Here is a 7,573-nt window from a genome sequence, read left to right on the forward strand (position 1 = left end):
GAGAGCGCCCTCACGAGGCCAGCTCGTCGGCGATGTGCTCGGCCACCCCCGCGGAGGCCGCCTCGACCAGCGCGAGCACCTCCTCGAACCCCTCATTCCCCCCGTAATAGGGATCCGGCACCTCGGCCCCTTCAGGAGCAACCGGGTCGAACGACCGGAACAGCCGCACCTCCACCCCGGAGGGGGCCAGCCGCCGCAGATTGGACACGTTGTCCCGGTCCATCGCCAGCACCAGGTCGTACCGGTCGAACCAGTCTTCGGTGAACTGCCGGGCCCGATGGGCGGAGCCGTCGTAGCCGTGCTGGGACAGAATCTGGAGCGCCCGTTCGTCCATGGGATCCCCGGCGTGCCAGCCGCCGGTCCCGGCGCTGTCGACCGCTACAAGCCCGTCCAGGCCGCGGGTTTCGAGCGTCTGGCGGAGCACCACCTCGGCCATCGGCGAGCGGCAGATGTTCCCCATGCACACCAGGCATACGCGATAGGTCATAGCTCCCATCATGAGGGTGACCTGGTGCGTTCACCGAACGTTCACCCTTGTTAGGGGGTCCGAGTCACCTTGGCTGCATAGCTTCATGGCGACTAAGGACCAAGTGGGAGGAACCCAACCGTGAAGTATGCAGGCCGGCTCGCCGCCGTCGCCGTCGTCGGCGCGCTCTCCCTCGCTGCGTGCGGCACAGACAACAATGCCGGCGGAAACAGCACCAGCTCCGCCAGTGCCAGTGCACCCGCCGGCAATGACAATGGTCTGAGTGGCACGATCAACGCCGCGGGCTCCTCTGCCCAGGCTAATGCGATCACCGAGTGGACGAAGAACTTCACGGCCACGAACCCCGGTGTCACCCTGAACTACCAGCCCAGCGGCTCCGGCGCGGGCGTGCAGGCGTTCATCCAGGGTACGGTCGCCTTCGCCGGCTCCGACTCGGCGCTGAAGGAAGACGAGCCCGCCCAGGCCGACGCCCGGTGCAAGACCGGCAAGGCCATCAACATCCCGATGGTGACCGGCCCCGTCGCGGTCGTCTACAACCTGCCCGGTGTCGAGGGCCTGCAGCTGTCGCCCAAGACGCTCGGCGGCATCTTCAACAGCACCATCACCAAGTGGGACGACGCCGCCATCAAGGCCGACAATCCCGAGGCCAAGCTGCCGTCCACCCCGATCCAGGCGTTCCACCGCTCGGACGAGTCGGGCACCAGCGACAACTTCACCAAGTTCCTCAAGGCCACCGCCGGCTGGCCGCACGAGCCCGCCAAGGCGTGGCCCGCCGAGGCCAAGGGCCAGGGCGCCAAGGGCTCCGACGGCATCGCCTCCTCCGTCAAGGACACCGAAGGCGCGGTCAGCTACGTCGAGCTCTCCTACGCCGAGAACTCCTCGCTGCAGAAGGCCAAGGTCGCCAACGGCGCCGGCGAGTTCGTCGAGCTGAACGCCGACAGCGCGGCCAAGACGGTCGAGACCGCCGAGATCAAGGGCAGCGGCAACGACCTCGCCCTCTCGATCGACTACGCGACCAAGACCGCCGGGGCCTACCCGATCGTCCTGGTGACGTACGAGATCACCTGTGAGAAGGGCCTGGCACCGGAGGAGGCGAAGGTCGTCAAGTCCTTCCTCACCTACACCGCCAGCGACGAGGGCCAGGCAGCGCTGAAGGACCTGGGGTATGCCCCGCTCGCGGGCGGCCTGCTCACCAAGGTCCGGGCGGCTGTCGAGGCGATCTCCTAAGCCCCCATGACGACCAACGTTCGCACCCGTGACGGCGGGCCGGCCACGAGCCGGTCCGCCTCGCGGCGCAGCCATGGTGAAGGGCCGTTCCGCTTCCTCGCCACCGCGGCGGGCGTCCTTCTGCTGGGGATCATGGCGGCCATCGCCGTGTTCCTCATCGCCGAGGCGATCCCCGCCCTCCAGGCGAACAAGGGCTCCTTCTTCACGGAGCTCACCTGGGACCCCAACGGCCAGAAGGTATTCGGGATCGGCGCACTGGCGTTCGGCACAGTGCTCAGCTCCGCGCTCGCGCTCGTCATCGCCGCCCCGATCGCGGTCGGCGTCGCGCTGTTCATCTCGCACTACGCGCCCCGCCGCCTGGCGTCGCCGCTCGGCTACCTGATCGACCTGCTCGCCGCCGTGCCCAGCGTGGTCTACGGCCTGTGGGGCCTGGCGTTCCTGGTGCCGCTCATGAGAACCCCGTCGCAGTGGCTGAACGAGAACCTCGGCTGGTTCCCGCTCTTCGCCGGCGAAGGGGCCATCGGCGGCAAGACCATGATCGCGGGCGCCATCGTCCTGGCCATCATGATCCTGCCGATCATCGCCGCCATCTCGCGCGAGGTCTTCCTTCAGGCCCCGAAGATGAACGAGGAGGCGGCGCTGGCCCTCGGCGCCACCCGCTGGGAAATGATCAGGATGGCCGTGCTGCCGTTCGGCCGCCCGGGCGTCATCAGCGCCGCGATGCTCGGCCTCGGCCGGGCCATGGGCGAGACCATCGCGGTCGCGCTGATCTTCCCGGCGACCTTCGACATCAGCTTCGAGATCCTCACCCCCCACGCCAACAGCATCGCGGCGAACATCGCCAACGGCTTCGGCGAGGCCACCCAGATCGGCCGGGGCGCGCTGATCGCCTCGGGTCTGGTGCTGTTCGTCATCACGTTGCTGGTCAACATGGGCGCCCGCCTGATCATCAACCGCCGCAAGGAGTACGCGAGGGCCGGCGCATGACAGCCATCCAACACATCTCGACCAGAAGAAGGATCAAGGACCGGTTCGTCCAGGGGCTGGTCTACCTGGCGTTCGCGATGGCCGTGGTGCCACTCGTCTCCGTCCTCTGGCTGGTCATCTCCAACGGCGCGGCCCGCTTCGACATGGAGTTCCTGACGCACTCGATGCGCGGCATCGGCGCCAGGGACGCGGGCGGCGGCGCGTACCACGCCATCATCGGAACGCTGGAGCAGGTCCTGCTGGCCTCGCTCATCTCGGTCCCGATCGGCCTGCTCACCGCGATCTACCTGGTCGAGTACGGCAACGGCGGCCGGCTCAGCCGGTCCATCAGCTTCTTCGTGGATGTCATGACCGGCATCCCTTCAGTCGTTTCCGGCCTGTTCATCTTCGCGTTCTGGATCCTCGTGCTCGGCTTCCAGTTCTCCGGCTGGGCGGGCGCGCTCGCGCTGTCCATCCTGATGATGCCGACCGTGGTCAGATCGGCGGAGGAGATGCTCCGGCTGGTGCCCACCGATCTGCGCGAAGCCTCGTACGCGCTGGGTGTGGCCAAGTGGCGCACGATCATGAAGGTCGTGCTGCCGACGGCGCTCACCGGCATCATCACCGGCGTCATGCTGGCCGTCGCGAGGGTCGCCGGTGAGACGGCGCCGCTGCTGCTGACCGTGTTCTTCACCAACTCCATCAACAACGACCCGTTCACCGGGCCGCAGATGGGCCTCCCGCTCTACGTCTTCGACCAGGCGGCCCGTCCGAACGACACCGCCATCGATCGGGCGTGGACCGGAGCTCTCACGCTCATCCTGATCGTCATGCTGCTCAACCTGGTGGCGCGCCTGATCGCCTGGTGGCGCTCGCCCGCCAGGGGCCGATAGGGGGTAATCGCCGAAATGTCCAAGCAGATCCAGGTCTCGGGTCTCGACGCGTACTACGGGTCGCACAAGGCGATCGAGGACGTGTCGATGACCATCGAACCCCGTTCGATCACCGCGTTCATCGGCCCGTCCGGGTGCGGCAAGTCGACGTTCCTGCGCACGCTCAACCGCATGCACGAGGTGATCCCCGGCGCTCGCGTGGAAGGCAAGGTGCTGCTCGACGGCGAGGACCTGTACGCCAGCACCGTCGAGCCCGTCTCCGTGCGCCGGATGATCGGCATGGTCTTCCAGCGCCCCAACCCGTTCCCGACGATGTCGATCTACGAGAACGTGGCCGCCGGGCTCAAGCTCAACGGCCGCATCGCCAAGTCGCAGCTCGACGGCGTCGTGGAAGACTCGCTCAAGGGCGCCAACCTGTGGAACGAGGTCAAGGACCGCCTCAACAAGCCCGGCGCGGGCCTGTCCGGCGGCCAGCAGCAGCGGCTCTGCATCGCCCGTGCGATCGCGGTCAGCCCGCAGGTGCTGCTGATGGACGAGCCCTGCTCGGCCCTAGACCCGATCTCCACGCTGGCCATCGAGGACCTGATGGCCAAGCTGAAGGACGATTTCACCATCGTCATCGTCACCCACAACATGCAGCAGGCCGCCCGGGTCAGCGACAGGACCGCGTTCTTCAACCTGGCCGAGCAGGGCAAGCCCGGCAAGGTCATCGAGATGGACGAGACCTCCCGCATGTTCACCAACCCCACCCAGAAAGCGACCGAGGACTACATCACGGGGCGCTTCGGCTGATGACCCAACCGCAGGCGGCATCCACGATGAACGGGGACACGAGGACCAAGCCCGTGCTGCTCATCGCCGACCCCGACAGCGCCGTCGTGGACGACTTGGCCACGGCGCTCGAACGCGAGGGCGTGTCCGTCACGGGCACCTTCGACGGCGCTCAGGGGTTGCTGCAGGCCGGAGCCCTGCAGCCGGACGTGGTGCTCGTCTCGGCCACACTGCCGGTCATCGACGCGGTGGAGTTCGTCCGCGCCGTACGGCTCGCGCGAGCCGTCCCCGTGCTGCTCGGTGTCGGTGATGGGCACGCCGAGCAGGCGGTACGCGCGCTGGCCGCGGGCGCGGCGGCCTGCGTGGCCAGGCCCTACCGGGTGCCGGAGCTGCTGCCGTTCATCCAGGCGGCCTCGCCCGAGTCGCGCAAGGTGCTGGCCGTGGGCGGGGTCGAGCTGGACATCCAGGCCTACCAGGTACGCGTCGGCGGCCGGGCCGTACACCTGCCGCTGCGTGAGTTCGAGCTGCTGCAGTATCTGATGCGCAACGCCGACCGCACGGTCACCCGTGAGCAGATCATGCGCCACGTGTGGCACGCGGCCGCCACCACCTCGACGAACACCATCGCGGTGCACGTCAAACGGCTGCGCGCGCGGCTCGGTGACGAGGACGACCAGCTCATCCAGACCGTACGCGGGGTGGGCTATCGACTCGTCACGCCCGGCATTTCCGGAACGATTCCATAATCCGCTCGGTCACGCCTTCGACGGTCGCTATGCCGTACCCCACCTCGGGGCTCCCCTCGGTGAGTACGGCAACGGCGTAGTCGTGGCCGTCGCCCCGGATCAGGCCCACGCTGATCGTGGCCCAGAGCTTGGTGGAGACGCGCTTGAGCCAGCCGTTCTTCAGCGCCACGCGATCACCTTCGCACGCCGCGACGCCGATGCCCCAGTTCTGGCCGTCGATCACCTCGCCCATGAGGCCGAGCACGTGATCGCGGTCCTTGGCCTTGAGCGGGCTCTTGCCGGACACCAGAGCCTGCATGAGGCGAATCTGGTCGTCGACCGACGTTCGGGTGATTCCCCAGCAATACAGGTCCACACAGTCGCCTGAGACGCCCTGCGTGTGCTTGAGCCCGAACTTCCTGCCCGCCTCGGTGAACCCGGGCGCGCCGCCCACCCGCAGCCAGAGGCGGTCGGCGGCATGATTGTCGCTGTAGCGAATCATGATCTCGGCGTCGTGCCTGACGTCCGCCGGCAGTTTCTTCCACGGGGTCTTCAGCAGGAGCCCCATCAGGATCTGGACCTTGGCCGAGCTGGCCGTGATCAGCCGTTCGCCCGGGTGATACCGATAGAGCCGGCCTGTCTCCAGATCCTTGACCATGGCGGTGACCGTTCCTGAGCGGCCTGCCAGATAGCGGTCGAGCCGCTTGCCGATCGCCTTCGCCGGGACCGCGGCCAGGAGCTCCGTACCGGTGATCTGCTCGATCTTCCCCGTCGTCGCCTCCCCGACCTTCGGCCGGGCCCGCTCGTGCTCGGGTAGGGCCTGCCGGACGATTGGCGCCTGTGAGGACTCGGGGACCGGCAGCGCCGCCTGGATCGCGGCAGGCACCTGCCTGGGTGTCGAGACCAGCGGCAGGGTCAGGGCGAGCGCGATGACCATCCGTGGTATCGCCTTCGCCCTGCCCGCGATCATCCGTGAATTATCACGAAAAAAGGCGACAAGCCGCTAGACGCCGACGGCGATCATTTTCGCGACCGAGCCGTCGTCGCACGTGGCCCCCTGCGTGAACCAGAACACCTTCGACACGACCTCCATCGCCGTCTCCACCCGCCTCACGGCCAGGCGCGTACCGGGTGTGCGCCAGGGCGTTCGCGTGGCCGATCACCTCATGGACGTGGAACTCCGCCAGTCCCGGCACGTCCCCAGCCGCGCGGAACCGGCCGCCTCAGGAACCGGCCGCCTACGCCTACCGGTGCGACAAAGCCAAGCGCGAAGGGCCGCATGAGGAATGCGCCCGCTGGTTCGTAGTGACCCGCAGCGGCAGGACCTGGCAGCTTGACGACGCGGCCGAGGGCACCCCGGTCGACCTGAGCGCGGACGGCCGCTACCTCGCCTACGCGCGGGCCACCGACCAGCGGGTCGTCGTCCGCGACCTGGCCGCAGGAACCGTCCTGCCGATCCAGGAGTCCGTACGCGCCGACGACCTGGAGGGCCGCGAGCTCGTGCCCACCCTCCTCAGCGACGGCCGCCACCTGCTCGTCACCGTCAGGGTCACCTACTCCCCCGACGACGAGGCGCCCCTGCCGCCCGCCTTCATCGTGAACCTCGCCGACGGCCGGACGCTCTGGCACCTCCCGCAGGACGGCACCCTCGCCCGCCTCGACCAGGACGGGACGCGACTCATGGTCACCGACGAGCGGGCCCTGTCCACCCTGGACTCCTCGGGCACGAAAAAGGTCCCGCTCCCCGCCCGGCTCCGCACGCCGGCCGCCTTTGGCGCCTTGGTCCCGGACGGATCCGCCCAGGCCGCTCAGGTCGTGTCCAGGAACCCTGCGGCAGGCGGCTCCGACATCCGCCCGTCGCGCCTCGTCACCATCGACACCCGCGACGGCAAGGTCCTCCACGACGTACGCCTGCGCCTCCCGCTTCGGGACCGGGCGAGCGTTTGCGACACCACTCAGGGGGTGAACGCTTCCGAGGTGCTGTTGAGCTGCGCCACGGGCAAGCTCTTCGAGGAGATCACGTTCCGCGTGGGACACGAGGACGGGCACGTTCGCGAAGGTAACCGAGCTCCATCCGCCCAGGCCGCACCTGTTCGAGCTGGTCGGGGCGGGAAACCAGCAGCACCCACTCCGGAAACGCAGAAAGGGCCCGACGCATTAAGCGTCGAGCCCTTCCCAAAGATTGTCCGGCGGTGACCTACTCTCCCACACCCTCCCGAGTGCAGTACCATCGGCGCAGAGAAGCTTAACTTCCGGGTTCGGAATGTAACCGGGTGTTTCCTTCCCGCCATAACCGCCGTAACCCCATGAAACACACAAACATCACTGCTTGTTGCCTCAGAATTGCGTAGTGGACGCGAGCAAGAACTACAAAAAGTATGCTTTGTGGTCAAGTCCTCGGCCTATTAGTACCGGTCAGCTCCACACGTTACCGTGCTTCCACCTCCGGCCTATCAACCCGGTCGTCTACCGGGAGCCTTACCCACTCTCATGGTGGGAGACCT

General features: G+C 67.7%; 8 protein-coding genes and 2 rRNA genes. 6 read left to right on the forward strand and 4 right to left on the reverse strand.

The genetic code is table 11. From position 1 onward, the window contains the following. Window positions 1-10: 10 nt before the first annotated feature. Window positions 11-487: a low molecular weight protein-tyrosine-phosphatase gene (locus ABEA43_RS26620; RefSeq protein ID WP_345565891.1), complete on the reverse strand. Its 477-nt coding sequence runs from the start codon at window positions 485-487 to the stop codon at window positions 11-13. Window positions 488-607: 120 nt separating this feature from the next. Here ABEA43_RS26620 and pstS point away from each other — a divergent pair, with 120 nt between their 5' ends. The 5 genes from pstS to ABEA43_RS26645 are packed head-to-tail and all read left to right on the forward strand — an operon-like array spanning window position 608 to window position 5,090. After that, the gene (gene pstS, locus ABEA43_RS26625) at window positions 608-1,714 is read left to right on the forward strand and encodes a phosphate ABC transporter substrate-binding protein PstS (RefSeq protein ID WP_345565893.1); all 1,107 of its coding nucleotides are present in this window, start codon (window positions 608-610) and stop codon (window positions 1,712-1,714) included. 6 nt (window positions 1,715-1,720) lie between these two features. Beyond that, window positions 1,721-2,701: a phosphate ABC transporter permease subunit PstC gene (gene pstC, locus ABEA43_RS26630; protein WP_345565894.1), complete on the forward strand. Its 981-nt coding sequence runs from the start codon at window positions 1,721-1,723 to the stop codon at window positions 2,699-2,701. Next, on the forward strand, window positions 2,698-3,573 hold the full coding sequence (gene pstA / locus ABEA43_RS26635; RefSeq protein WP_345565896.1) for a phosphate ABC transporter permease PstA: 876 nt from the start codon (window positions 2,698-2,700) through the stop codon (window positions 3,571-3,573). The genes pstC and pstA overlap by 4 nt, the downstream gene beginning before the upstream one ends. A gap of 15 nt (window positions 3,574-3,588) precedes the next feature. Further along, window positions 3,589-4,365: a phosphate ABC transporter ATP-binding protein PstB gene (gene pstB, locus ABEA43_RS26640; protein ID WP_345565898.1), complete on the forward strand. Its 777-nt coding sequence runs from the start codon at window positions 3,589-3,591 to the stop codon at window positions 4,363-4,365. Window positions 4,366-4,391: 26 nt separating this feature from the next. Continuing rightward, complete coding sequence (locus ABEA43_RS26645; RefSeq protein WP_345565900.1) at window positions 4,392-5,090, forward strand: response regulator transcription factor; 699 nt, start codon at window positions 4,392-4,394, stop codon at window positions 5,088-5,090. On the opposite strand, the gene ABEA43_RS26650 is transcribed toward ABEA43_RS26645, so the two are convergent. Next, the gene (locus ABEA43_RS26650) at window positions 5,059-6,039 is read right to left on the reverse strand and encodes a serine hydrolase (protein ID WP_345565902.1); all 981 of its coding nucleotides are present in this window, start codon (window positions 6,037-6,039) and stop codon (window positions 5,059-5,061) included. The two genes, ABEA43_RS26645 and ABEA43_RS26650, sit on opposite strands and share 32 nt — an antisense overlap. 335 nt (window positions 6,040-6,374) lie before the next feature. On the opposite strand from ABEA43_RS26650, the gene ABEA43_RS26655 reads away from it, so the two are divergent. Further along, window positions 6,375-7,265, forward strand: coding sequence for a TolB-like translocation protein (locus tag ABEA43_RS26655; RefSeq protein WP_345565904.1), 891 nt, complete (start codon window positions 6,375-6,377; stop codon window positions 7,263-7,265). Here the strand turns inward: ABEA43_RS26655 and rrf are convergent. Together rrf and ABEA43_RS26665 are read right to left on the reverse strand one after the other, a co-directional pair. Further along, window positions 7,254-7,370: ribosomal RNA gene (rrf, locus tag ABEA43_RS26660) — 5S ribosomal RNA — on the reverse strand. The two genes, ABEA43_RS26655 and rrf, sit on opposite strands and share 12 nt — an antisense overlap. Window positions 7,371-7,454: 84 nt before the next feature. Then, a 23S ribosomal RNA gene (locus ABEA43_RS26665) occupies window positions 7,455-7,573 on the reverse strand; the annotation flags it as partial.

This window comes from Nonomuraea rosea, from assembly GCF_039539705.1.
Taxonomy (GTDB): domain Bacteria; phylum Actinomycetota; class Actinomycetes; order Streptosporangiales; family Streptosporangiaceae; genus Nonomuraea; species Nonomuraea rosea.